The organism is Arthrobacter sp. TMN-50 (genome assembly GCF_054511125.1).
In genome coordinates this window covers 1-21795 of sequence record NZ_JBTNDG010000022.1, presented here as the reverse complement: position 1 = coordinate 21795, position 21795 = coordinate 1, and the positions used below count along the sequence as shown (strand labels likewise).

The following is a 21795-nucleotide window of genomic DNA, read 5'->3' as shown; positions in this document are numbered from 1 at the left end:
AAGACCTCCTGGTCGGTGGATGCTCTTGACAAGCCCCACTACACCCGGAGGTCTTCTTCATGTCACCACACCACGCCGACCGTCACCAACCTCTATGGTCAATACACCTAGGCCCCGGCGTCGCGCTAAAGTCGATCAATGACATCCCACGAGGACCGTTTCACCGGTGGCAGAAATTACACCCGTTGGGCCACGTCAGTGGGACGGTTCGTGGTCAAATGGGTCCTTATTCTGGCGGGCTGGATTGGCCCGCGCTGGGCCGTAATGGTGATCCTGATCCTCGGCGTGGGACTTGCTGCGACCCTCGCCGTCGTCTCCGGCGAAGTGTATGAGGCCGTCGCCGAAGCGGACGGCATCGCGATCCTGGACCAACCCGCGCTGGACGCCGCGGTGCAACTCCGCAACCCGACCTTGGTGGCGCTGGCCACCGGCTTCACGTTCCTGGGCGGCCCGATCGGAATGCCCGTCCTCACCGCAGCAGCGATCACCGCGTTGTGTGTCCGACGTCGCGCCGTCACCCCGCTGATCCTGGTGGCCGTTGCAGCAGCCGGTTCACTCCTGATGACCGTTATTGGGAAAAATGCGGTTGGCCGGTTGCGTCCACCGCTTGAGTTAGCGGTGCCCCCGTACGAGTCCTCGCCGTCGTTCCCCAGCGGGCACACACTGAACGCCATGGTGATCAGTGGCATCATCGCGTACCTGCTGGTTCTGGGCGCGCACCGCAAACGCGCCCGCGCCCTCATCATTGGCGGTGCATTGCTCTTTACCTTCCTGATGGCAGCAACCCGCGTTTATCTGGGCCACCACTGGGTCACCGATGTGGTGGTCGCTGCCACCCTGGGCCTCGGGTGGCTGGCAATGGTGATCACCACGCACCGACTGTGGCTCACTATCGTCGGCCGTCGGCACGCGCCCCCGCAGTAGGGTCCGGCAGCCGTTGAAGTTCTGGCCGGCCAGAACTAGGGGTTGATGGGTGCTGTGGGGCCAGTCGGCCAGCGCAGCAACGCCGCGATCCGATGTGGATCGAGCGCACCGGACGGGAACAGGACGACGTCGGCGTCGGTGAGCACCGCGGCGCGGAGCAGGGCCGACGGCGCGGGGATGGCTCCGATCACTTCCACGCCGGCCGTCTCGCTCGTCGACGCGGCCAGCCACGGTTCAGCCGCCAAGGCCAGTAATCGTTGCTCGTCCCACGCCGATCGCTCAATTAGCAGGGTTCCTACTTGGGCCTGCTGCAGCGCGTGCACCACGGCGCCGAGCCCGGTTACTGACCCCGGGTGCTCTCGCCCACGCTGATTATCCAGCCGTTCCAGCAGGAGGTTCTGCCCAGCTGCAATGCAGGCCGCCACCCGGGAGGCCACCTGCCGGGCGAAGGCATCCCGGTCAGCGCCGTCCGTCCGGGTGTGGCTCTCGATAACCGACAGCAAGGATTTGCTCGCCTCCGAAAGCTGTTCGGCAACCAGGTTCCGCGCCCGGATATCGCCGGCAACGACCAACAGCCTCGCCCGGCTGCCGCGCACCACCCGATCAATTTCGCCAGCGATCTCCACGGCGTTGGCGCGCCAAATGTTCTCCGTGCGGTGCTGGTAGCCGCCCCGTGACGCCCCACCGCCCGGGATCTTCTTCAGGTTTTCGGTGAAGCCTTCGACCTCGGTGCTTTCGTCGTCGGTCGTGTTGGCCCGATGCAGGTGGATCACGCCGCCGTCGCGGCCAACTTCTGCCACCACGTAGGCGAACTCCTCCGGCCGGTGTCGTACCAGGGGCACCAGATTCGGTACCGGCCCGACGTCGAGCACCTCCGACATCACCAGCCGTCCGGGCAAGAACTCGTCGACCACGACCTCACCGTCATTGACAAGGAGGAAGCGTGCGACGGGATCCGACAGGCCCTTCGCCGAGCGGGTCAGCGCGGTACGAATCGCTTTGAGGTCGGGCTTGTCGGCACCAGCCCGGTCCAACGCGGTGGTGACGGCATCGGGGCGCGCATCGTCGGCGTGCAGAGAGTCGCCCACCCCGGTACTGGCGTCGGTGTAGATGGTGCACCAGGGGCCGGACCGTTTATACAGATTGACGCGGGAATGGAGCGCGCTGGTCATCTCACACCCCGCCTGGCTCCCGTTCGCGGCGCCTGCGCCGCGAACGACCCGGTGGATCTTCCTGCGGTGTCCCACTCACACATGGCGGGCCTCCTGGTTCCTCCGGTGATCGACTTTGGGCTGACCGGAAATGTAAGGTTGCATTCGGTCTACCACTCTTCGACCCGGATGAACAGACCCTGATGATGCGCACCAAACCGAAAGCACCCCGCAGATTCGACGACAGGCAGGACGCCGGCCGCCAACTCGCCCGTGACCTCCTCCGCTTTGCCGGTTCGCCCGGTCTGCTGGTCCTCGGTCTGCCACGTGGCGGGGTGCCGGTCGCCGCCGAAATTTCGCTGTCGTTGGCTTGCCCGCTGGACGTCGTTTTGGTTCGCAAACTGGGGGTGCCCGGATTTAGTGAGCTGGCCATGGGCGCTGTCGCGACCGTCAGCGGCAGCCGCAGCATGGTGCGCAACGAGCGGGTGATTGCAGAGTTGGTGGGCGACGGCGAGGCCGCCTTTCGGGAGGCAGCCGCCCGCGAACGGATCGAGCTCGGACGCCGGGACGTGCTGTACCGGGCCGGGCGTCCGCCGGTGGAGATCGCGGGGCGGACGGTGGTGCTGGTCGACGATGGCGTGGCCACCGGCGCTACCCTCCGCGCCGCGATTGATGCGGTCCGTCCCCTCCATCCGGGCGAGTTGATCGTGGCCGCGCCGGTCTTCCTGGGCCACTCCCTGCCCGGCATTCAGTCGGCGACCGACCAAACGTGCTGGCTCTGGGACGCCCCCATGCTCGGCTCAGTGGGGCAGGCCTACCAGCATTTCGAACCAGTACCCGATCAAGAGGTGCGGCGGCTGCTCGGGGCGTGACCGCGCGGGGGTCTCGGCCATTGACAGGCACCACAGGTGCCCGCATAGTTCTCGGTACGGGGGCGGGTGCCGTCCTCCCGCCGGGACGAGTAGGGAGGAAGTAAGCATGCACCGCACGCCTCACCTGATGGCCGGACTGGTAGGGCTTGCGGTTCTGGTCAGCGGGTGCGGCGACGTTCCCTCAACACCGCCGACCCATCGAGGCGCATCACCGCCGAACACCGACAGTGGGGGCCCTGCCGAGCCGTTCAGCACCCCGACCACAGCTGTGTCGCCGGTCACTCTCCACGTCGAGCCGCGGTTTCGGGGGTCGGCGAGTGCTGAGCTTTCCGAAATCAACCACAAGGTTCAGATGTACCTGTTGGACCACCCGACCGTCTTCTCCGGTGCCTACTATTCGGAGGATCTGTCGATTCTGGCCATCGGCGTCGCGGCGCCGGACGACCCGGCCGCAGTTGGCCTTGAAACGCTGTTGCGAAACGAGGATCCTGCGGGGACCCTGACCGAATCAGTCCCAGTCGACTATTCGTGGGCCGAACTGGACACCGCCAAAATGGAAATAGTGCAGGACTACATGATGTCCGGAGCCGCAGACGTCGTGAGCGTAGGCCTTGATATCTCGGTGAACGCGGTGCTGGTTACAGTGTTCCGTGAGGCGGCAGACGTGCCGCTGATCGAGAATCAAACGGCAATCGAAATCGCCCAGCAGTACGGACCAATGGTGCAGTTCGGAGAGAGCCCCAGCAGGGCAGCCTTCTCCGGCTCGTGACCCGGCGTGAACCAACGAACCACACCTTGCTCCCCCGCGTCGGCGACAATAAGAGCATGGATTCCTTACTCCCCCGGGTGCGCACCGACCCGGCGCCGGGCGCCGTTCATCTTCCCGGCTGGCTCACCCTGGACCAGCAGCGGGACCTGGTTGCGGCATGCCGCGGCTGGGCCGCCGGCCCTGTTCCAATGCGGGCAGCGCGCATGCCGAATGGCTCGCAAATGTCGGTCAAAACCGTGTGTCTGGGCTGGCACTGGCTGCCATACCGCTACACCAAAACTGCCGACGACGCCGGTGGCGGCCGAGTGGCCGACTTCCCCGACTGGCTGGCCAGGGTGGGTCGCGATGCGGTGGCGGCCGCCTACGGAGATCCGGATCGCTACGCACCCGACGCCGCCCTCATCAACTTCTATGACGACGCTGCGGCGATGGGCATGCATCAGGACAAGGACGAGCGTTCACCCGCACCGGTGGTCTCCCTGAGCATCGGTGATTCGTGCATCTTCCGGTTTGGCAACACCGAGACCAGGAACAAGCCCTGGACCGACATCGCCCTCGAATCCGGCGACCTGTTTGTGTTCGGCGGCGCGTCCCGCTTCGCCTACCATGGTGTGCTGAAAACTCAGCCGGGGACGGCCGACCCGGCGCTTGGCCTCAAGGGCCGGCTGAACATCACGCTTCGGGAAACCGGCCTTGACTGACCCCACTCAGAGCCTAGTTGTTCCCCTGGATCAGCATCCCCCGCACGTAGGCCGCCTGACCCGCGTGCTGCAGGCAGTCTTCGATCACGCTGACCAGCCGGACCAGGAGGGTGACGGGTAGGTCCCAGGAGGTGTCGACTATCCGGTCCAGGTCCGTCTCGTCGAGGCCAGCGACGTATTCGATCGTGCGGGCGTGAACGGCGTCGTAATAGTCCACCAGCAGTTGCAACGAACTGGGCCGCACCTCATCCACCTGCGCCGAGGTGTGTCCATAGCCGGTATCTGAATTGTCGAGGTTCAGGTCGAACCGCTCGGACCAACCACTGCTGATCCATAGTTCCGGCACCCTGGCGGCGTCGGCAAGGTGGCTATCCTGAACCCGCGCCAGATGCCAGATCAGCCAGCCCACCGAGTTTCCCTGGCGGCCGTCGGTACCTCCGGGTCGAAACGCCAGTTGATCCACGTCGAGTCCCCTAACCGCGCGGCGGACAGTGTCCGGGATGCGCCCGAAAGCCTCCTTCAGAATGTCGATTGAGCTCATCGGGCCAGCCTCTCCTTCGATAGATCACACAGGTTCCGCGCGCCCATTTATAGGCCAGCTTCACGGTAAAAGCCCTCAATATGCTCGGCAATCAAACTCGAGGCGACCAAGCCCCGCGCGGCGTCGTCGTCGTCGTCACGCGCCAGAATCGCCTGATAGATGCCCCGGTGTTCGGCGCGCAAGCGGTCTGCTGTGGCTGCCCAGTTCGGAAGGCGACTCGTGAGCCGGAGGGTGTAGGCCTGGATTGACTCGCGAAGCGAGGACATCATGGCGCCGATGAGCACGTTGCCGGCAGCCTCGGCAACCGCCACATGGAACAGCGCGTCGAGGTGCAGGAATTCCTCGGGCGCCAGGCCGGGGGCGTCCATCTCGTTGAGCAGCCCCGCCGCGGTGGCGATCGACGGCGCGCTCGCCCGGGCCTGGCCAGCAGCCCAGGTTTCCAGCAGCAGCCGGGTCTGGACGATGTCTTCGACCGGGAGATGTGAGCTCGCCACATGGAAGCGGAGTGCGGAGCCGAGCGCGACGGCCGGATTCGCGGTGATCACTGTTCCCGCCCCCGGGCCGGACCCCACCCCGGCCCGCACCACCCCCATCGCTTCAAGGACGCGGATACCTTCCCGGGCCGAGGCGCGGGAGACGTTGAGCTGTTCGGCGACTGCCCGCTCACCCGGAAGTCGCTGGCCGACGGCGAGCCGGCCCGTGGCCAACTCCGCTTCGATCCAGGACAACACGAGCTCATGGTTACGCATAAACCCATGCTAGTCAGTGGTCCGACCACCGGCGAGAGATAGCGGCGACAGTTGCTTGACAGGGCTTGCGCTGGCGAACCGCGGGACTGTAAAGTCCACCGAAAGCCGTGTGGTCCTACCACACTTGGAGTGAAGCGAGGTCAGCATGCCTTCCCAGATTCCCCCAGCACTTAAACGACGCGTCCCGAAGGTCAGTGACCTGGCGCCGCTGATGCAGTTCAGGAAGCCGGAACTGGGCTCCGCTGCCCGGCTGAAGCGGGCGAGCACCATCTGGGACCTCCGGAGTATCGCGAAGCGACGGACCCCCACCGCCCCCTTCGACTACACGGATGGAGCGGCCGAGGCAGAGATTACCCTCCGCCGCGCCCGGGGCGCTTTCCTTGATCTCGAGTTCCGCCCAGGAATCCTCCGCAACGTCGAGACGGTGGATACCTCGGTGTCGGTCCTGGGTCAACGGTCGGCCCAACCCTTCGGGATTGCCCCCACCGGTTTCACCCGGATGATGCAGTCGGAGGGCGAGTATGCCGGCTCGCAGGCGGCAGAAGCCGCCGGTATCCCCTACACGCTGTCCACCATGGGCACCGCCTCCATCGAAGATGTTGCTGCGGCGGCGCCCAACGGCCGCAACTGGTTCCAGTTATACCTCTGGACCGACCGGGACCGGTCGATGGAGTTGATCGACCGCGCGGCCAAAGCCGGCAACGACACCCTTATGGTCACCGTCGATACTGCAGTTGCCGGCGCACGGCTGCGGGACGTGCGGAACGGGCTCACCATTCCGCCCGCCCTCACCGCGAAAACGGTGCTGGATGCGTCCTACCGGCCGGCCTGGTGGTTCAACTTCCTCACGCATGAGCCGCTTGCCTTCGCCTCATTGTCCCGGTATTCGGGCACCGTGGCGGACCTGATCAACTCGATGTTCGATCCCACCCTCACCTATGAGGACCTCGACTGGCTCCGTGACGTCTGGAAGGGCAATCTGGTGGTCAAGGGGATCCAGACCGTTGACGACGCCAAAAAGGCAGTTGACCACGGCGTGGACGGGCTGGTGCTGTCCAACCACGGCGGCCGTCAACTGGATCGGGCCCCGATCCCCCTCCATCTGGTGCCCGAGGTCGCTGCGGCGCTGGAAGGCAAGACCAGCATCATGCTGGACACCGGCATCATGAGCGGCGGCGACATTGTGGCAGCCCTGGCCCTCGGCGCGGACTTCACCCTGATCGGGCGCGCCTACCTGTACGGGCTGATGGCCGGCGGACGGGCGGGCGTCGACCGGACAATCGAGATCCTGAGCAAGGAAGCCTCGCGGACCATGCAACTGCTCGGGGTCAACAAGGTGGAGGACCTCAACCCCGACCACGTCCGGTTGCTCTAGGAACTCCGACGGCTGGACGTCGGGGGCCAGGAGCGGAGGGCGGTTATACCCTCCGGACATGACGCGGGTCCAAAGTTTCCCGCTATATCCCAAATAGACACTATATTTTCAACTTTATTTTCGGCAACGCCCCATTGTCGACGGTAAAACATTCAAGTGTCCGATTTTGGGGTTAGGATCAATCTTGAAACCTGCCTACGGGAGTTTCATTGACCATTGGGGATCAAGCGAATGGAGCACCAGCGGATGAATTATCCGTTGCAGTACCGGCGTGCTCGCGCGCTGGTCTACGCGATCTTTCTGTTTTGGCTGTGGGCCTGGCTGGGTAGCAGCTATTTCATTACCAGCTTGTTCGGCTCGCCTGTCCACGCGCTGCTCGTGATGTATGCCCTTACCGTTGCGATCCTGGTTTCCATCCCTGTCTTGCTGCTGGCAGGCGCGTGTATGCTCCTCACCCGCTCACGTCCGACCACCAGGTACGAGCCCACCGTTGTCACCGAGTTGAGCACCAATCTTTCCGCAGCGCTGCCGCCCGCGGATGGGTCCAACTGGTGGTTCTCGGACAAAGCGTCCTGAGTTCGGCAAAACCTGCGTCAATCCTTCGGGTATTTCGGAAAGCCTTTGTCAATTTGGGGCGGTTCCCGTAGTAGTCGCAAATCTATACTTTTGAGGTGACCTTCTAAGGTTCGGCACTTGCTAGTGCCGAACCTGTTTTGTGTAGGACCTCCCGGGATCCACAGCAAAGCGGTCAAGTCTCTCGCCCCGGTTGAGTTAGGAAAACATATGCGCGTCTTCAGGCGATCCGCGGCGGCTTTGACCGGCCTGATCCTCTTGGCATCAACCCTGCCCACCTTGACCGCAGCGCCAGCCTCGGCGGCGCCCGTCGCACCCGAGGACAAGGCAGTCGTCGAACCTGCTGAAGGGACTCCGCGTTCGATTCACACCTACGAGTCTGGCTACGACTTCGAAACCAATGGGCAGCCCCTGGAACTGCAGAGTGAGGGCGGCGCGAGCGCCGAACCACAGGATGTGCCTGCAACCATGTCACCCGCGCAACGCACGGGTACCATCAAGGTCAAGCTGGTCACCGTCAAGCTTGCAGACAACTCCGGCCAAATTTCGATGGCTAACGCTGTAAACGCGGTGAACGTCTCAAACAACTATTGGAAGTCGATGTCGAATAACCGGCTCTCCATGTCAGTGACGTCCCAGGTCGCCGGACACCAGTCCAAGGCACAATCTACCTGGTCATACAACGACATCATGAACCAGGTCACCAGCGAACTCCGCTGGACCTACAGCCCCTACACAGCGCTCGTCGTGTTCATCCCGTCAGCCCTTCCCGGGGGCATCCTCGGCTATGGCTGGAGCAGCAATGGCACCAGCGGTCGGATCCTGATGCCGCAGATCAGCAACTTCACCACCAACGTGGTCACCCACGAATTTGGGCACGTGCTTGGCCTCATGCACGCCGATGCCCTGCAGTGCGGCAGTGGCGCCTCCGACACCGGCGTCACCAACGGCCGGTTCACCGACAGTACCTGCTACGTCCGCGAGTACGCCGACACGATGGACCTCATGGGATCCGCCCAGTGGTTCCAGACCCCCGTCATTAGCTCCAGTTTCTGGGACTACGGCGAGTTCGGTCGCGGGGATGAGATCCGCAACGTAGGCGTCGCGTCGGGCCGCAAAAGTTACACGCTGAAACCGTGGGCCGGCACGGCCTCCAACCGGGCGGTTAAGTTCACCGATCCCAAAAGTGGTGAGGTCTATTATCTTGAGCTTCGGGCACCGGTAGGTTACGACCGGGATCTGGCAGTCAACGGCAACTTCGGAGTCAAAATTGTCCAGCTGGGCGGCTCCGCGGCGAATGCCTCCCTGATCCTGATGCCTTCCACCAAGCCGTTCGCGGGCTACTACGCGGCGAATCATGCCTGGAAGGCTGGCAAAACCTTCACCACCGCTGCTGGCACAAAGGTCACGATCAACTCGGTATCCACCAGCGCCGCGACGGTCACCATCGACGCGGGCGGGTCGTTCAACGACATCTCCAATTCAGGGTTCCGCGGTGAAATCGAATGGCTCTACACCAATGGTCTAGCCACCGGCTGGGCGGATGGCACCTACCGACCAGCCGCCACCATGAACCGCGACGCCATGGCAGCATTCATCTACCGGCACGCGGGCAGCCCGGCTTTCACGGCACCGGCACGGAGCCCATTCAGGGACGTCCCCACCAACAGCCTGTACTACAAGGAGATCGCGTGGATGTCAGCCATGGGACTGTCCACCGGCTGGGGCGACGGTACTTACCGCCCGGTGCAGCCCATCAGTCGGGACGCCATGGCGGCCTTCATGTTCCGCTACACCGCTGATGCCTGCAACCTGGGCGGCGCCGCAGCATTCACTGCTCCGTCAACCGCGCCGTTCAGCGACGTCCCACTGGGTACGGAGTTTTATAAAGAAATTGCGTGGATGAAGCAGACCGGAGTGTCCACCGGATGGAGCGACCAGACCTTCCGGCCCCTGAACAACATCACCCGCGAAGCGATGGCCGCATTCGTGTACCGGGTGGACGGCGTTCAGCGCAGTCTTGGCGGTTGCCGCCTCTGACTGGGTGCAGCAGCAACCGCTCTCACTCTCCGAGGGCGGCGGGGCTTTGGCCTCTCTCGGAGAGTGAATTTAGGTAATGGATTCCGCGATGCAAGCAGCGGCCCAGCTAATCACCCGGATCGCGCTCAAGATAACCGAACTCCAATTCACTGGTTTCACTCTTCCCGATCCCCTCCTCCAGATCCGGGCCTGGTCGAACTCGGCACCGACCTGTGGACGAAGGCCCAGGCCCGCACCGCAGCTGGGTACCAAGAGCCGTCATAGGCTCCGCGCCCAGCTGGGCGCGGCACCGATGGAAGATGACCCGCTGTTCGCCGCCACCGTCTTCGTCGCACACGACGGGCCATTCCCTGCCTACGGTCGCAATGTCGGACCCACGACCACAGTGCCCGTCCCTAGCCTCCCCCAGCGCGATAGCCACGACCTGACGGTCGAAGCGCTCCCTGGACATCCAACCCTGAATACGACTGAGCCGCTGACCTTCCAGTAAGGTAAATGAGTGGAGTTCTCCCTCACCATTGCGGCAGGCCATGTCAGCGCCTGCCCGATGACACCGCGGCACTCGCCGCAGTCATCCCCGAGGGACACCTATTGCGCAGTAGCGGACGCCTCCCGCTACCCGGTGAACGGCATGACTGCCGACGCCGAACCAAGGCACAAGATTTCGGCCGGTCACGGCCACCCTGCGGCAACCCGCAGCTCGCACATATCAATTGAAAACGAGTAAATACTGTGAATAACAAGACCACCCTGAACGCTCCGCCAGCCTTGGCGAAGGGCAGCATGCGCATCGTCGCCCTCGGCGGGCTCGGCGAAATCGGTCGCAATATGACCGTGTTCGAGTTCAACGGCAAGCTCCTGATCGTTGACTGCGGCGTTCTCTTCCCCGAGGAAGTCCACCCGGGCGTCAACCTGATCCTGCCCGACTTCTCAGCGATCCGCGACCGTCTCCAGGACGTCGTCGGCGTGGTCCTGACCCACGGCCACGAAGACCACATTGGCGGCGTCCCCTACCTCCTGAAAGAGCGGGCGGACATTCCCCTGATCGGCTCGCGCCTCACCCTTGCCTTCATCAAGGCGAAGCTCAAGGAACACCGCATCAACCCCAAGACCATCCAGGTCGAAGAGGGCGCCCGGAAGCCGATGGGTCCCTTCGACCTTGAGTTCCTGGCCGTCAACCACTCCATCCCTGACAGCCTGGCGGTGGCCATCCGCACCAGCGCCGGAATGGTGCTGCATACGGGTGACTTCAAAATGGACCAGTTCCCGCTTGATCGTCGGATCACCGACCTGGTCGGATTCGCCCGCCTCGGCACGGAAGGCGTTGACCTGTTTCTGACCGACTCCACCAACGCCGACGTCCCAGGTTTCACCACCTCGGAAAAGGACCTGCTACCGGCGATCGACACGGTGTTCCGCACCGCTCCCCGCCGCATCATCGTGTCCAGCTTCGCCAGCCACATCCACCGGATCCAGCAGGTCATCGACACGGCTCACCGCCACCACCGCAAGGTGGCCTTCGTGGGCCGTTCCATGGTCCGCAATATGACCATCGCCCGCGAACTGGGCTACCTGACCATTCCCCGCGGCATCCTGGTGGACTTCAAGAAACTGCAGCAGTCCGATGACCACAAGGTGGTTCTGATCTGCACCGGTTCGCAGGGTGAGCCGCTGGCAGCGCTGTCCCGCATGGCCGGTGGAGATCACGCCATCCGCATCGGCGAGGGCGACACGGTCCTGCTGGCGAGCTCGCTGATTCCGGGCAACGAGAACGCCATCTACGGGGTGATCAATGCCCTCACCCAGCTTGGCGCCAATGTGGTCCACAAGGGCAACGCGAAGGTGCACGTCTCGGGTCACGCCAGCGCAGGCGAGCTTGCTTACTGTTACAACATCGTCAAGCCCCGCAACGTCATGCCGGTGCACGGCGAATGGCGTCACCTCAAGGCTAATGAGGCCATCGCCGTCGCTACCGGCGTCGATCCGAAGAACGTAATTCTCGCCGAGGACGGCACCACCATGGACCTGGTCAACGGCAAGGTCACCATTTCCGGGAAGATTCCCGCCGGACTGGTCTTTGTCGACGGGGACAGCGTGGGCCACACCACCGAGGACACGCTGGAAGAACGGCGCCGGCTCGCAGAGGAGGGCGCGGTGACGGTTCTGGCGATTATCGACGCTAAGACCGGCGAAGTGGCAGAGCCACTTGAGTTCTTCACCAAGGGCTTTGAATGCAGTCAGGATGATCTCGACAAAGCGTCCGACGCCATCGAGAAGTCGTTGGCCAACCCGGGTGGCGGACGAAATGGCGGCGACAATGATCCCGAGGACGTCATCGAGCGGGCCACCGCATCCTGGATGCGCCGGTTCTACAACCGGACACCCGTGGTGACGGCGATCGTCGTCGACGCCTAGTCGGACGCGAGTAGACGGTACACACTAGTCTCCGACCAGCGGCGCCCCTTCAATGGCCAGGATGGTGACGTTGATATGCCCTATGGTAAGGCCGCCACGTTGAATAGTTTCGGCTGCGATGGCCTGTAGTTCCCGCGCGAGACTAAGCGCTGGGTGACTGACCTCCGTGGCTATGTCGATATGCAGGTTGACCACTCCCTCGGTGAGGGAGAGGACCATACCATCGCGGGTTGCCACGATTGGATCCGGGCTTGAGGAGCGCAGGGTCTGGTGCAGTGTGTTCACTGACGCGATCTTGAGGCGTTTCATGACGCTGCGGACCGTCGGCTCCAGTCGCAATAAACCCGGTTGATTACCGAGGGAGTGGGCAAGCATATCCGCCATCACTTCAAGATCGACGAGCCGTCCGTTAACCGTTTGATCAGACATCGTAAAGGTCCTCCACAACCACGTTGATCTGTTTCATCGAAATGGTGGTTTGTCCTTGAACGACCGAGCCGATCCGTTCGCGGAGCAATTTCATGGTCGCTGGAATCTTCACTTTCGAAGACAGCGCCACCTGCAAGGTGATTCGGATGTCGGCGACGTCAACCGGATCGGTGGAAGAGGGCTTGGCCCCAGGCGTAATGATCGTGCACCTGCGGGCATGGACCCCTGGCAGGGTAGAGGCGGCAAAGCGGATCAGGCCGGTCAGCGCCTGCTCACTGATGTCGATAGTTCCGAGTGCGGTGGTGTCCAGAGGAGCCCGACGGCCCCGCCGGATCTCCGCTCGGGCAACCATCATGATTGCCTCTCTGACTCGGGTACCCGGCTGAAGATCCGGATCCCGCCGGTCGCGATCCCGCATCGACGCGGTCACTGCCGCAAGATGGTGAAGGGCCGCTCGTGCACTCTGGCACTCATTACACGCCCGTTCATGAGCCGTAGGGGGCTCATCAATCACCGCCCACAGCTCATCGAGCTTCCGACCGCAACCTAGGCGCGGATGGTCATCGTTCAACGCCATGATTCCATCCCTTCTGCTAGCGATCGCCTAGCCCGGGCAATACGCCCTCGAACGGTACTTTCCGGGAGTTGCATAATCGCCGCAATTTCGCTGTATGAAAACTCGTGGACCTCACGGAGCAGCCAACATGCTCTGGGACCGGGGGGCACGGAAGGCAAAAGATCTGCCAGAGCCCGCATCTGAGCATGATTCTCGTATTCCTGCGCAGGATCCGGCGACTGACTGGCGCTTACTGCATCGCGTCCCCCAATTTCGTTTGCAGACTCGAGTTCTGCTGTATCCATCGGCTCCGAGGGTCGTCTCTTTCGCTTCCTTAACGCGTCTAGGCACTTATTGGTGGCGTTTCGATAGAGCCACGGGACAAATGCTTGGGGTGCGGCCAGTTTCGGTAAGGTCCGCCACGCCGAAATGAAAGTCTCTTGGACAATGTCTTCGGCTTCGGTCCTGTCGTTGAGCATCCGGAAACTGAGCCTGTAGATGCCGCCCTGATAGGCGGAAATCAACCATTCAAAGGCCTGGGGATCCCCGTCCTGAGCCCTTGAAACAATCGTCAACTCGTCGAGTTCATCCAGCGAAACCCACACAGAGTCGCTCCATGACCTATGGGGAGAGGTGATGCTGCCATCGGCTTCATCACCTCTCGTTGCGACCTCGACTGGATCTTTGGTAGCCGGCGAACTGCCAATAAGGGACGTTGGTTCCGGCGCCACAAGACTCTCGAGGGAGGGCCCGCCCTCAGACACTGGATCGGTTCCAGCGTCAAGGTTATGGTCCTCGCCAGAGTCTGAGCCGTGTTTCGGCCCGTCGCGGTAGCCAGCCTGATTCATATGGCCCTTCCTCTAATGACGCTGCCGTGACGAGCAGATACTTCCGCTTTCAGTACTGGGTTGCGCTCTGAAGCTGGACCGGATCGTAGCATCGCGCCGACTGAGGCCTGGGCCAAGCCTATGGCACTTTGTGACCTAAACACGAGGACGGTCCGGAACTTCCAAAAAGAATTTAGCCAGAGCGCGTGACGTTCCTCGTACTGGCGACGTCCTAGTTTGTGTACCGAAAAATCTCTTGATTAGTAGATTGGACTTACATGTCAAACGATCAGAACCCCTCAGCACGCCGCTCGAATGTCGTCCCAGCCACCGGCGAGGAACAGAAGCGCCAGGCAGAGCAGCAGGCCAAGGATAGCCAGCAATCCAAAAACATCGGACCGCTCCAGACCGATCAAGGCAACACCACTATCAACGAGACCGTCGTGCAGAAGATTGCTGGCATCGCGACCCGCGAAGTACCTGGAGTGTTCGCCATGGGCAGCGCCGGACGACGCGCCTTCAGCAGTCTCTCAGAGCGCATCCCTGGCTCCCAGACAAACGTCAGCGGTGGGGTGAGCGTCGAAAAGGGAGAACGCCAGGCCGCAATTGATCTGTCGATCGTCGTCGAGCACACCGTCTCCATCGTTGAGGTCAGCCAAATGATCCGCCGCAACGTTATCGCCTCTGTTGAAGATGCCACCGGACTTGAGGTTATCGAAGTCAACATCAACGTCACCGATGTGCACCTCCCCGAGGACGACCAGAAAGAGACCAGCGACTCAGGTCGCGGCGACCTTCAGTAACAACGGTTTCTGGGGGTCTCCGCCGGCGTCCGACGGCGCGAAGGCCCCCGGACTAGGTCACCCCTCCCGGCTACCCGTTCTCGTGATGCCGGTGGATCCATTTCATTCATGCAGTCACGCTGCAGGATTACCTATGCAAGAAGAAAGGTACCAATCATGAGTACAACAGCTATGGGGCTGCTTGTCGGCCTCGTTCTCGGATGGGCCGCGGCGTTCGGCGGTTTCTCCGAATTCCTGATCGTCGCCGTGTTTGGTGCCATCGGCCTGCTCGTGGCTCGAATCATCGACGGCAAACTCGACCTCGGTGCTCTGACCGGCCGCTCGAACTCGCGCCGATGAGCCCCGCTGAAGACGATATGCAAACGCGCATGCGCCTCCGGAACAGCGCCCCGAAACCCGAGGAACGCGGCACACTCACTATCTCGGAGAAGGCCATCGAAAAAATCGCTGGTCAGGTCGCATCCGAGGTACCCGGCGTCAGCGGATCAACCGGCGGGTTCCTCGGTATCGGCGGCCATAACGATGAAGATGCCCGTCCGAGGGTCAAGGTGCAACTGAGCGGTCGCGTGGCGTCCGTTCAGGTGAGCGCTGGCGTCCGTTATCCGGCGCCGCTGCGCGCCACCACCGACCGCCTTCGGCGGGATATCCGCGAGAAAGTCAGCAGCCGCTGCGGTGTGGACGTGCGCCAGGTAGATATCGACATCGATGCTTTGGTGAGCCAGTCTCGCTCGAACAGCCGAAGGGACCTCCAATGAGCCCGAAACCAGCTTCCCAAGCCCTGCGCCGCCGATCGAGCCGTTCGCTGCCAGCCACCATTACAGCCGTGGTCCTCCTGAGTCTGGCTGCAGCAGCAGTCTGGGTCGGGATCAGCCGCCTCGTCACGGGGAGCTGGCCCCCGTTTCTCTCCACCCTGCGGGAAGGTCTGTCGACACTCACCTGGAACAGCCCAGCGATATGGGCTGCGGCGACATTATTACTGCTCCTCGGAATCGTCCTCTTGGGTGCCGCGGTCCTTCCAGGCAAGCACACTACTGTGCGGCTGTTGGGTCCTGCAGGCGCGGATCTGCGATTCTCAGAGACAGTGATAACCCGCCGCGGGCTTACAAAAATCACCGCCGCCCATCTCGATCAGGCAGATGGCGTGGACAGCACGTCCGTCAGGGCTACAGCTAAAAAAATCGACGTTGTCGTCAGGACGCCCCTCCATAATTCGGGGGACCTTTCGAAGAGGTTGCGGGAATCGTTGACACGCAAACTCGAACGCATTGGTCTCGATCCCGTTCCCACGGTCGTCGTCCGCGTCCGTAATAGCGAGGATTAGCATGTACCCCGTCAGCGGCCCTACCGGCAACTACCTACCCTTTGTCGGGGTCACCTCCGCTTCATCTTTTGAAAGGAACCACTCATGAGGGAAACTGCTGGCAAGCTCAACCGCTTCTGGCTAGCGGTCATCGGTCTGGGACTACTGGTGCTCGGCGCCGTCGGCGTCCTCCTGGCGAGTGATCTTGCTGCACGTCTCGCCCAATCCCTTGGACTCGGGATCCAACCCTCCCCGGCGGATCAAACGGCCCTACCTACCGATTTTCAGGACCTCTTCGCCAACGAGATCGCAGCGACGATTGTGGTGATCGTCGCTCTTGTCGTCGGGCTGCTTGCCCTCGGATGGCTGCTTGCCCAGGTCCCGAAGCGCAATCAGGCACGAGCCTTCCGCCTCCACACCAACGACGGGATCGACGGGTATACCAAATGCGATCCAGGGGTCATCGCGGAAGCAGTCGAAAACCGGACAACAGACCTGCCCGGGGTTACCTCGGCGTCAGTATTGTTGCGCGGAACATCAACGGAACCTGAACTCAATATCGATGTCAGGGTCGATGACCGTGCCGATGTACAAGACATCCTGCACCGCATCCACCAGGACGTCGCAACCGACCTCGAGGTTGCGCTGGAGGCGCCGCTTCGGAAACTTGCTGTCCTCGTGAATGTCACGGCCCACAAGGGAAGGGACAAGGCTGCCGTTATTTAGAGGAGCGCCTACGGCTGGGTGGACCGCGGCGCGTGGCCGTCCACTCACGTCAGTTCCGGCCGAGCAGTGCCAACCGTTTCGCTCGTATCCTCGACCCGGAAGTCTGACCCGGGCTCAGTAAAATTGGGCTGTCCTCCATCTTCATCGCGATCGACCCCGCGGGTGAATTGGTACCGCAAGCCATCAGCGGTGACCCGACCGCTGGCATGCAAATCCTGTATCTGATTTCGTTTGCTATGCTCACCCTGACCGGACTGGTGCTGTCTATGGTCGTCCTCGTCGTGCGGCTGGCAATGGGCGCGTTCTCCCCCGGATTGTCCGCCAAATCCTTCAGGACCGGCCATCTCAGTGCACGATAGGACTGTTCGCCGGAACGTTCACGTTCTCGCTACTGACGATGCGCACCCTGGTAACCGCACCGGAGGGCGGTACCGCCCCCGGACTAGCCGTAGCGGTAAGCATCCTGCTGGTTCTTTCCTGCATCGTGGCCCTGGTCTGGTACCTCAACCATATTGGCCAGTCGCTACGGGTTGCTGCCTTGGTCGGCTGGCTCGCCGAAGACACCTCGCTACCCTCAATAGAGTCTTTCCGGCGGGACAAGAGGAGCAGCCACTCGACGGCCATCTCATTCCTGCCCGGCGCAGTGGAGTGCTCTTCGAGTTCAGTTCAGCCCAACTGATCACTCTCGCTAGAAAGGCTGACTGTTTATTCGACCTCCTATGGTCAAAAGGCGATTTTGTACCCCTTGACGCGCCGCTGATCCGCGTTCAATCAGGACGTTGCTTACGGCATCCGGCTGCTGGTCGACATCCCTTTGGGCGCTGTTTCATCCGGACCGTTTGAGGATACGACGACAGCGGTGCAGGCAATCGACCGAATCCATGACGTTCTTCGTCACATCGTCCGTCGTCCACTCCACTCGGGCGAGTACATGAACGACGACGGCGTTCTTCGGTTATCGGCACCTTCGCTCACCTGGGACGGCTTCGTCGAACTAGCATTTGACGAAATACGGAGATCCGGCGCCGCTTCACCCCAAATTACTCGTCGACTCATGTCAGCCCTGAGCGATCTAATCAGTCTCGCCCCACTCGATCGGGGGGAACGCTCGAACGCCAGCGATCGCTACTTCGGGATTCCGTCGAGATTTCGGTGGATTATCCGGACGATAGACGGCGGGCCGTTATTGAGGATCCGAGCGGAATCGGATCGAGTACCGACCTCACTCGTTCACCCCGTCACGGAATTCACTAGACCTACTTTTACCTCACCATCCGACCAGAAAGGACCCCACAACGGAAGAGTTTGTTCCGTCGTGGGGTCCTTTTATGCTGGCTCTGAGTAATCAGCCGCCAAGGCCGCCAAAGCCACCGGGGAGCTTGCCGATGAGGTCCTGTGGGTTAATGCCCAGCTTGCTCAGCATGCCCTGGTCCTTATCAGTGTCGACCTGGTCCGGCAGTTCCTGCTCGGCCCGGTCGGCTTTGTCATTATCTCCCTGGCCCTTGAGGAGATCAAGGATCTGCTGCTTATCAATCTTCACTGCTCTCTCCTTCAGATAGTTGTTTAGTGCTGTCCAGACGCCGCGAGGGGTGCGGCTTTCCCATTCCCACCCGGGCAGAACCGCACCTGTCGGGTGGTATCCACGGCTTAGTCCCGCAGACCGGCCCTGTCCACTTTGCGGTGGAACCGCATCCCGGCGAGACCGCCCAGAATCGCTCCGATGAGTGCCACTACGGCCGCGATCACAGCAGCGATCACTCCTGTGGTGGTCAAGTCATCCCCAGCGGGAATCTGCGGAAAACTGTTGATTTGCGAGAGGATGTTGAACTGCTCCCCCGCAACGAGTCCGAGTACCGCCACGATCACGGCGATAACGATTGCCCAGACCCACACCGCGACGCCCTGCTTCATGCCGTTGAACCGGGCCATCCTGCCCGCAACGTACCCTCCGCAATAATAGGCAATCAACAGGATGACCAGCAGCACAATGCTGCTAACGATGCCTGCGGTCTGCGGGTCTGCAGCCGCCTCTCCAGCAAGGTCGGTATTGGTTGCCGAGCCCACTGCAGCTCCAAGCGCCGCGGCAAGGGCGCTCAGGAGGATCGCGGTGCCGGTAGCGGTAAGCCAACCGAAGAATGCGGAACCGATCTTGACCCCACCGAACTCATCCTTCTCCCGGGCAATATCATGCTCGGCATTATGGCTTGCGTCAGAATTGGTGGTGTGCTGGAGCGCGTCACCGTGGTCACGTTGAGCACGCCTTGAGCTTGTGTTGTCTGTGAGGCCGTGATCCGGATGATTGTCCGGAGATTTGGCCGATCCTGCGCTGGTACTCATGTGTTACTCCTAATTATGGTCCACGGTGCCGGGCGGGCACCTGATTGATACCCGCCCAACACCGTGGGTCCAATAATTTTTTTAGCGGTTGTCCCGGCGGCTGTCGTCGGTGGTCAGATCGGCATCAGCGTCAGTGTCGATCTGCTCCTTACGGACTTCCTCGGTCACGGTTTCCTGATCGGTCACGGTTTCTTTGCCCAGCCGGACACGCTCTACCGCAACCGTTTCCTTCTCCACGACCGGAACCTCGGCGTGCAGGATCACTTCGTGTTCCTCTTCGCTGATGTCCGGACCCGCAGTAGCGTTTCCACGGTTGGCGTCGGTGATGGGCTCACGCTCAATGGTGACCTCCTCGCGCTGGACCGGGACGGTCTTGGTGACCATTTCGGTCACCACGTGCTTACGCAACCGTGCCCGACCGGTTTCCCGGCTCTCGGTACCAACGGTCAGGCGCTCCTCGGAACGGGTCATCGCGTCATCAGTGGTGGGACCTGACGTGTCGTGACCGACGACGCCCGAATCGCCGGTGTGGTCGACACGCTCGTCGCCGGACTGGAAACCCTGCTCACCCCTGGTGCCCGGCTCGTCGTAAGTGCCGCCGGGGCTGCTCAGGCCATAGTGCTGGTACAGCCGGCCCTCTTCTTCCACGCTCAGGTCACCGTCGGGGTCGACCCGAGGCGCATCCTTGATCTGGTCTTTGGAGTACCCGACCCGAACGTCGTTGCCATCGACCTGGGCACCTTCCAAAGGTGCGAACGATTCCGAAGTCCCGAACATGCCGGTTTTCACGGTCACCCAGCTGGGGTTTCCGGTCTGGTCATCGAGGTAAATCTGTCCGACTGAACCGACCTTGGCGCCGTCGTTGTCAATGACGTTTCCGCCGTTGCTCAAAAGGCTGTCAATGTTTTCCTGCGTAATCATGTTCTGCTCCTTGCTATCAATTTCGATGATGTGCTCGACAGTTGGATGTGCTGGTAAATCTAGTAGCGGTGGGCGCCTGGACCCTGAGGCTGGGTCTTGGCTGACTGCTGCTGGGCCTTGGCTTTCGCCTGCTGCGCCTGCTCCTTGACGGACGGCGCGCTCTGGGCCTGCTCCTTGATCTTCGGGGCTTCTTCCTCAGCCTTCGTGAGATAGGTTTCCCAGCGCTGGGACATCGGCTTGATCAGCCCACCGCCAACACCGACAACAATCACGCCGACGATTGCCGAGAGGACCGCAATCAAGATTGGGGTGGTGACCGTAACAGCGATGTCCACCTGGTTCAGGGCGGCGATGACACCAATACCGATGATGAAGATGCTTGCAATGTTCGCGAGCACTTTGCCGTAGGACAGGCCGCCAAGCGAGCCCTCAATGAGGGTCTTGACCGCAGCAGCTATAGCGGCGCTGATGATGACGATGATGATCGCAATGATGATCTTGGGCAGGAACGCGATGATTCCAGCCAACAGGTCACTGACGGGGTTCTGACCGAAGACGCCGAAAGCGAATTGAAGTACAAACAGGACCAGGGTGTAGTACAAGATCTTCGCGATGATGTCGCTAGCATCCAGCGAAGACTTATCCAGCGCCTTCTTCACCCCACCGCGTTCAACCAGACGGTCAAAACCGACCTTTTCCAGCACCTTCGACAGCGCCTTCGAGATCGCTTTGGCGATCAACAAACCAACGATAAGAATGACGAGGAAGAGCAGCAGCAATGGCACAAACGCCACTACTGCGGCTAACCCGCTCAGCAATGTCTCCTGCATGAATAACCTCCGGTACATGATGCAACTAGGTGATACCTGAACCATTGCAGACTTTTCCGCAAATGGGAAGTAGCCTTACTAGTTTCTGGGTTACACCCGAGCTGTGATAGGTGCGATGAGTTAGGGTCGAAACGCCAAATCGATTGCGCGAGACTTGCCTTCACCGTGGAAGGGGTTCCCCATCCTTAGGTAAAGACGCTCTTGCCTGAGGATCCTCACACGTGATCAGGAACTATTTTTTGCAGAATGAATAGAGCCGCGCTGCTAAGTACCGAACGCCAGGGATTAAGCCCTCGCGCCCCCAGGAGATTCCTCGAATGACGCCGGCGAATGTGTCAGCTGCCAAAGTCTGAGGCAACGAGATAAGCATGCTGCCTTTCACTGAGGAGTGTCAAGGGGTCTGCACTCTCAGGGACACGACGCGGACCAGGTACTGCAGCTGGCCAGATGCCCGCCCGTAAACCCCCACGCACCAGCCCCACCACGTTTGTCTCCAATATGGCTGGCGCCGAGAATATGGCTGGCCCCGAACCGGGCGCAGTGAAGGCGACGCGGGCGGAAATGGCAGGGACTGAGTCGGCCAGGGTACAACCGTGCCGGTCAGGCGTTGGAAAGTTAGCACCATGGACCTGGAGTCCCTGGATAAATGGCAGGACTACACAGCAGCGAAGGAGGCAATGTTCTTCTACGCCGACACCGCCAAGGACCGTGCCGCCGTCCGCACCCCGACCCGCTGATCGTCGGTATCTGGGCTGCTGCGTGATTTTCGGACAGCGGAGTTAGTGTTTTCTCTTACGCTGCCTGGTGTGGCTGCTGGTAACTGTAATGGACATCGTTGGGGTACTGGTAATCGAGGGCGGAATGCCGCCGTCGGCTGTTGTAAAACCCTTCAATGTAGCGGATAACGTCCTTGCGGGCTTGCTCTTTTGTGGCGTAGACCGTGCGGTAGACTCGCT

The 21795-nt window shown here is 61.7% G+C and carries 27 protein-coding genes and 2 pseudogenes; 18 read left to right on the top strand and 11 right to left on the bottom strand.

Annotation, left to right across the window (positions count from 1 at the left end; all coding sequences use genetic code 11):
- Positions 1–138 precede the first annotated feature (138 nt).
- Complete coding sequence (locus tag ACX80A_RS14715; protein WP_459260509.1) at positions 139–924, top strand: phosphatase PAP2 family protein; 786 nt, start codon at positions 139–141, stop codon at positions 922–924.
- 35 nt (positions 925–959) lie between these two features.
- Here the strand turns inward: ACX80A_RS14715 and ACX80A_RS14710 are convergent, their stop codons facing one another.
- On the bottom strand, positions 960–2096 hold the full coding sequence (locus tag ACX80A_RS14710; protein ID WP_459260508.1) for a baeRF2 domain-containing protein: 1137 nt from the start codon (positions 2094–2096) through the stop codon (positions 960–962).
- 185 nt (positions 2097–2281) lie between these two features.
- Here ACX80A_RS14710 and ACX80A_RS14705 point away from each other — a divergent pair, with 185 nt between their 5' ends.
- The 3 genes from ACX80A_RS14705 (at position 2282) to ACX80A_RS14695 (ending at position 4417) form a co-directional block, all read left to right on the top strand.
- Positions 2282–2947, top strand: a complete 666-nt coding sequence (locus tag ACX80A_RS14705) for a phosphoribosyltransferase (protein ID WP_459260507.1) — start codon at positions 2282–2284, stop codon at positions 2945–2947.
- A gap of 106 nt (positions 2948–3053) precedes the next feature.
- Positions 3054–3716 (top strand): hypothetical protein, encoded by a 663-nt coding sequence (locus tag ACX80A_RS14700; RefSeq protein ID WP_459260505.1) that lies wholly within the window; start codon positions 3054–3056, stop codon positions 3714–3716.
- A 56-nt stretch (positions 3717–3772) separates the two neighbouring features.
- Positions 3773–4417, top strand: a complete 645-nt coding sequence (locus tag ACX80A_RS14695) for an alpha-ketoglutarate-dependent dioxygenase AlkB family protein (RefSeq protein ID WP_459260504.1) — start codon at positions 3773–3775, stop codon at positions 4415–4417.
- A gap of 13 nt (positions 4418–4430) precedes the next feature.
- Here the strand turns inward: ACX80A_RS14695 and ACX80A_RS14690 are convergent, their stop codons facing one another.
- Together ACX80A_RS14690 and ACX80A_RS14685 are read right to left on the bottom strand one after the other, a co-directional pair.
- Positions 4431–4958 (bottom strand): mycothiol transferase, encoded by a 528-nt coding sequence (locus tag ACX80A_RS14690; RefSeq protein ID WP_459260503.1) that lies wholly within the window; start codon positions 4956–4958, stop codon positions 4431–4433.
- Positions 4959–5005: 47 nt separating this feature from the next.
- On the bottom strand, positions 5006–5707 hold the full coding sequence (locus ACX80A_RS14685) for a FadR/GntR family transcriptional regulator (protein WP_459260501.1): 702 nt from the start codon (positions 5705–5707) through the stop codon (positions 5006–5008).
- 145 nt (positions 5708–5852) lie between these two features.
- On the opposite strand from ACX80A_RS14685, the gene ACX80A_RS14680 reads away from it, so the two are divergent.
- From ACX80A_RS14680 to ACX80A_RS14660, 5 genes are all read left to right on the top strand, one after another.
- Positions 5853–7082, top strand: a complete 1230-nt coding sequence (locus ACX80A_RS14680) for an alpha-hydroxy acid oxidase (RefSeq protein ID WP_459260500.1) — start codon at positions 5853–5855, stop codon at positions 7080–7082.
- A 231-nt stretch (positions 7083–7313) separates the two neighbouring features.
- Positions 7314–7658 carry a hypothetical protein gene (locus ACX80A_RS14675; protein ID WP_459260499.1) on the top strand — a complete coding sequence of 115 codons (345 nt, stop codon included), beginning with the start codon at positions 7314–7316 and terminating at the stop codon, positions 7656–7658.
- Positions 7659–7865: 207 nt separating this feature from the next.
- Positions 7866–9695 carry an S-layer homology domain-containing protein gene (locus tag ACX80A_RS14670; protein ID WP_459260498.1) on the top strand — a complete coding sequence of 610 codons (1830 nt, stop codon included), beginning with the start codon at positions 7866–7868 and terminating at the stop codon, positions 9693–9695.
- A gap of 88 nt (positions 9696–9783) precedes the next feature.
- On the top strand, positions 9784–10185 hold the full coding sequence (locus ACX80A_RS14665; protein WP_459260497.1) for a hypothetical protein: 402 nt from the start codon (positions 9784–9786) through the stop codon (positions 10183–10185).
- 293 nt (positions 10186–10478) lie between these two features.
- Positions 10479–12110 carry a ribonuclease J gene (locus tag ACX80A_RS14660; RefSeq protein ID WP_459260512.1) on the top strand — a complete coding sequence of 544 codons (1632 nt, stop codon included), beginning with the start codon at positions 10479–10481 and terminating at the stop codon, positions 12108–12110.
- A gap of 24 nt (positions 12111–12134) precedes the next feature.
- On the opposite strand, the gene ACX80A_RS14655 is transcribed toward ACX80A_RS14660, so the two are convergent.
- From ACX80A_RS14655 to ACX80A_RS14645, 3 genes are read right to left on the bottom strand one after another with little or no spacing between them, the layout of a single operon-like run.
- Complete coding sequence (locus tag ACX80A_RS14655) at positions 12135–12539, bottom strand: hypothetical protein (protein ID WP_459260496.1); 405 nt, start codon at positions 12537–12539, stop codon at positions 12135–12137.
- Positions 12532–13116 carry an Asp23/Gls24 family envelope stress response protein gene (locus ACX80A_RS14650; protein ID WP_459260495.1) on the bottom strand — a complete coding sequence of 195 codons (585 nt, stop codon included), beginning with the start codon at positions 13114–13116 and terminating at the stop codon, positions 12532–12534. Before ACX80A_RS14650 ends, ACX80A_RS14655 begins: the two co-directional genes overlap by 8 nt.
- Positions 13107–13943 carry an RNA polymerase sigma factor gene (locus ACX80A_RS14645; RefSeq protein WP_459260494.1) on the bottom strand — a complete coding sequence of 279 codons (837 nt, stop codon included), beginning with the start codon at positions 13941–13943 and terminating at the stop codon, positions 13107–13109. Before ACX80A_RS14645 ends, ACX80A_RS14650 begins: the two co-directional genes overlap by 10 nt.
- Before the next feature lie 257 nt (positions 13944–14200).
- Between ACX80A_RS14645 and ACX80A_RS14640 the strand changes: the two genes are divergently transcribed.
- The 8 genes and pseudogenes from ACX80A_RS14640 to ACX80A_RS14605 form a co-directional block, all read left to right on the top strand.
- The gene (locus ACX80A_RS14640; RefSeq protein ID WP_459260493.1) at positions 14201–14725 is read left to right on the top strand and encodes an Asp23/Gls24 family envelope stress response protein; all 525 of its coding nucleotides are present in this window, start codon (positions 14201–14203) and stop codon (positions 14723–14725) included.
- A gap of 156 nt (positions 14726–14881) precedes the next feature.
- The gene (locus ACX80A_RS14635) at positions 14882–15064 is read left to right on the top strand and encodes a hypothetical protein (protein ID WP_459260492.1); all 183 of its coding nucleotides are present in this window, start codon (positions 14882–14884) and stop codon (positions 15062–15064) included.
- Between the two features lie 29 nt (positions 15065–15093).
- Entirely contained in the window at positions 15094–15480 is a 387-nt protein-coding gene (locus ACX80A_RS14630) for an Asp23/Gls24 family envelope stress response protein (protein ID WP_459260491.1), read from the top strand.
- Positions 15477–16046: a DUF6286 domain-containing protein gene (locus ACX80A_RS14625; protein ID WP_459260490.1), complete on the top strand. Its 570-nt coding sequence runs from the start codon at positions 15477–15479 to the stop codon at positions 16044–16046. Before ACX80A_RS14630 ends, ACX80A_RS14625 begins: the two co-directional genes overlap by 4 nt.
- Before the next feature lie 84 nt (positions 16047–16130).
- Positions 16131–16751 (top strand): alkaline shock response membrane anchor protein AmaP, encoded by a 621-nt coding sequence (gene amaP / locus ACX80A_RS14620; protein WP_459260489.1) that lies wholly within the window; start codon positions 16131–16133, stop codon positions 16749–16751.
- Positions 16752–16957: 206 nt separating this feature from the next.
- Positions 16958–17110, top strand: coding sequence for a hypothetical protein (locus tag ACX80A_RS14615; protein WP_459260488.1), 153 nt, complete (start codon positions 16958–16960; stop codon positions 17108–17110).
- Positions 17065–17430 (top strand): DUF2254 family protein, encoded by a 366-nt coding sequence (locus tag ACX80A_RS14610; protein ID WP_459260510.1) that lies wholly within the window; start codon positions 17065–17067, stop codon positions 17428–17430. Before ACX80A_RS14615 ends, ACX80A_RS14610 begins: the two co-directional genes overlap by 46 nt.
- Positions 17431–17529: 99 nt before the next feature.
- A pseudogene (locus tag ACX80A_RS14605) lies at positions 17530–18096 on the top strand (DUF2254 family protein); the annotation flags it as partial.
- On the opposite strand, the gene ACX80A_RS14600 reads toward ACX80A_RS14605, so the two are convergent.
- The 4 genes from ACX80A_RS14600 to ACX80A_RS14585 all read right to left on the bottom strand — a co-directional run bounded on the left by ACX80A_RS14600 (position 18097) and on the right by ACX80A_RS14585 (position 20839).
- On the bottom strand, positions 18097–18291 hold the full coding sequence (locus ACX80A_RS14600) for a hypothetical protein (RefSeq protein ID WP_459260487.1): 195 nt from the start codon (positions 18289–18291) through the stop codon (positions 18097–18099).
- Positions 18292–18398: 107 nt separating this feature from the next.
- Positions 18399–19088, bottom strand: coding sequence for a hypothetical protein (locus ACX80A_RS14595; protein WP_459260486.1), 690 nt, complete (start codon positions 19086–19088; stop codon positions 18399–18401).
- Between the two features lie 81 nt (positions 19089–19169).
- The gene (locus ACX80A_RS14590) at positions 19170–20009 is read right to left on the bottom strand and encodes a DUF2382 domain-containing protein (RefSeq protein ID WP_459260485.1); all 840 of its coding nucleotides are present in this window, start codon (positions 20007–20009) and stop codon (positions 19170–19172) included.
- Positions 20010–20068: 59 nt separating this feature from the next.
- Positions 20069–20839 carry a mechanosensitive ion channel family protein gene (locus ACX80A_RS14585; protein ID WP_459260484.1) on the bottom strand — a complete coding sequence of 257 codons (771 nt, stop codon included), beginning with the start codon at positions 20837–20839 and terminating at the stop codon, positions 20069–20071.
- Between the two features lie 593 nt (positions 20840–21432).
- On the opposite strand from ACX80A_RS14585, the gene ACX80A_RS14580 reads away from it, so the two are divergent.
- Positions 21433–21576, top strand: a complete 144-nt coding sequence (locus ACX80A_RS14580) for a hypothetical protein (RefSeq protein WP_459260483.1) — start codon at positions 21433–21435, stop codon at positions 21574–21576.
- 55 nt (positions 21577–21631) lie between these two features.
- Here ACX80A_RS14580 and ACX80A_RS14575 read toward each other — a convergent pair.
- Positions 21632–21795 (bottom strand): annotated as a pseudogene (locus tag ACX80A_RS14575) (IS3-like element ISAar4 family transposase); the annotation flags it as partial.

Coding starts and splice junctions, on each gene's coding strand:
- ACX80A_RS14670 (WP_459260498.1), top strand. CDS start 7,866: ATGCGCGTCTTCAGGCGATCCGCGGCGGCTTTGACCGGCCTGATCCTC.
- ACX80A_RS14710 (WP_459260508.1), bottom strand. CDS start 2,096: ATGACCAGCGCGCTCCATTCCCGCGTCAATCTGTATAAACGGTCCGGC.
- ACX80A_RS14715 (WP_459260509.1), top strand. CDS start 139: ATGACATCCCACGAGGACCGTTTCACCGGTGGCAGAAATTACACCCGT.
- ACX80A_RS14660 (WP_459260512.1), top strand. CDS start 10,479: ATGCGCATCGTCGCCCTCGGCGGGCTCGGCGAAATCGGTCGCAATATG.
- ACX80A_RS14685 (WP_459260501.1), bottom strand. CDS start 5,707: ATGCGTAACCATGAGCTCGTGTTGTCCTGGATCGAAGCGGAGTTGGCC.
- ACX80A_RS14595 (WP_459260486.1), bottom strand. CDS start 19,088: ATGAGTACCAGCGCAGGATCGGCCAAATCTCCGGACAATCATCCGGAT.
- ACX80A_RS14625 (WP_459260490.1), top strand. CDS start 15,477: ATGAGCCCGAAACCAGCTTCCCAAGCCCTGCGCCGCCGATCGAGCCGT.
- ACX80A_RS14700 (WP_459260505.1), top strand. CDS start 3,054: ATGCACCGCACGCCTCACCTGATGGCCGGACTGGTAGGGCTTGCGGTT.
- ACX80A_RS14705 (WP_459260507.1), top strand. CDS start 2,282: ATGCGCACCAAACCGAAAGCACCCCGCAGATTCGACGACAGGCAGGAC.
- ACX80A_RS14695 (WP_459260504.1), top strand. CDS start 3,773: ATGGATTCCTTACTCCCCCGGGTGCGCACCGACCCGGCGCCGGGCGCC.
- ACX80A_RS14680 (WP_459260500.1), top strand. CDS start 5,853: ATGCCTTCCCAGATTCCCCCAGCACTTAAACGACGCGTCCCGAAGGTC.
- ACX80A_RS14590 (WP_459260485.1), bottom strand. CDS start 20,009: ATGATTACGCAGGAAAACATTGACAGCCTTTTGAGCAACGGCGGAAAC.
- ACX80A_RS14635 (WP_459260492.1), top strand. CDS start 14,882: ATGAGTACAACAGCTATGGGGCTGCTTGTCGGCCTCGTTCTCGGATGG.
- ACX80A_RS14630 (WP_459260491.1), top strand. CDS start 15,094: ATGCGCCTCCGGAACAGCGCCCCGAAACCCGAGGAACGCGGCACACTC.
- ACX80A_RS14675 (WP_459260499.1), top strand. CDS start 7,314: ATGGAGCACCAGCGGATGAATTATCCGTTGCAGTACCGGCGTGCTCGC.
- ACX80A_RS14615 (WP_459260488.1), top strand. CDS start 16,958: ATGCAAATCCTGTATCTGATTTCGTTTGCTATGCTCACCCTGACCGGA.
- ACX80A_RS14645 (WP_459260494.1), bottom strand. CDS start 13,943: ATGAATCAGGCTGGCTACCGCGACGGGCCGAAACACGGCTCAGACTCT.
- ACX80A_RS14655 (WP_459260496.1), bottom strand. CDS start 12,539: ATGTCTGATCAAACGGTTAACGGACGGCTCGTCGATCTTGAAGTGATG.
- ACX80A_RS14690 (WP_459260503.1), bottom strand. CDS start 4,958: ATGAGCTCAATCGACATTCTGAAGGAGGCTTTCGGGCGCATCCCGGAC.
- ACX80A_RS14665 (WP_459260497.1), top strand. CDS start 9,784: ATGCAAGCAGCGGCCCAGCTAATCACCCGGATCGCGCTCAAGATAACC.
- amaP (WP_459260489.1), top strand. CDS start 16,131: ATGAGGGAAACTGCTGGCAAGCTCAACCGCTTCTGGCTAGCGGTCATC.
- ACX80A_RS14650 (WP_459260495.1), bottom strand. CDS start 13,116: ATGGCGTTGAACGATGACCATCCGCGCCTAGGTTGCGGTCGGAAGCTC.
- ACX80A_RS14585 (WP_459260484.1), bottom strand. CDS start 20,839: ATGCAGGAGACATTGCTGAGCGGGTTAGCCGCAGTAGTGGCGTTTGTG.
- ACX80A_RS14640 (WP_459260493.1), top strand. CDS start 14,201: ATGTCAAACGATCAGAACCCCTCAGCACGCCGCTCGAATGTCGTCCCA.